Here is a 609-nt window from a genome sequence, read left to right as displayed (position 1 = left end):
AATACAAAAATAGAAATAATAAAATCTTCTATATCAGCTGTAGTTAGCGAAGAAGTTCTTAACAATAAAAAAGAAGAAAAGAAAGATAAAAAAGCTATAGAAGATAAAAATCAGATAAAAGAAGAGTTAGAAAAAGCACAATCTGAAGAAAAAAAAGAATAATAGAAAAAATAATAATAAAGAAATAGGAAAATAATATGAGTCATAATTTAAGGCTAGCATTCATAATTATAGGTCTTGCTATAATGGGTTGGTTTATCACTCCTACAGTAAGATGGTATTTTTTCACACCAGAAGATAAAAAAGAAGAAAGTAATATGTCATTAGATGAGATGATATCTAATGGATATACAAAAGAACAAATTGATGAGATTCAGTCTCTTAAACGCCTTAGAAGCGAATCTGTAAATTTAGGATTAGACTTACAGGGCGGTATAAGAATAGTACTTCAGGCAGATTTTGAAGATTATGCCAACAAATTAGACAGAACAGCATTATCTCTTACTGCTGAAGAGAAAAATGATGCTATGGAAAGACTTATATCTAGATTAAGAGGAAGAATTGACCAATTTGGAGTTAGTGAGGTTGGTATAAGAAAGCAAGGCGATG

Annotated in this window: 1 pseudogene; it reads left to right on the top strand. The window is 29.4% G+C overall.

Annotated elements, in window-relative coordinates:
• Positions 1 to 197 precede the first annotated feature (197 nt).
• Positions 198 to 609, top strand: a pseudogene (locus GQX97_RS13985) (protein translocase subunit SecD); the annotation flags it as partial.

This window comes from Brachyspira sp. SAP_772, assembly GCF_009755885.1.
Classification (GTDB): domain Bacteria; phylum Spirochaetota; class Brachyspiria; order Brachyspirales; family Brachyspiraceae; genus Brachyspira.
Note: the sequence above shows the minus strand (reverse complement) of the source record. Positions and strands in the feature narration are given on the sequence as shown.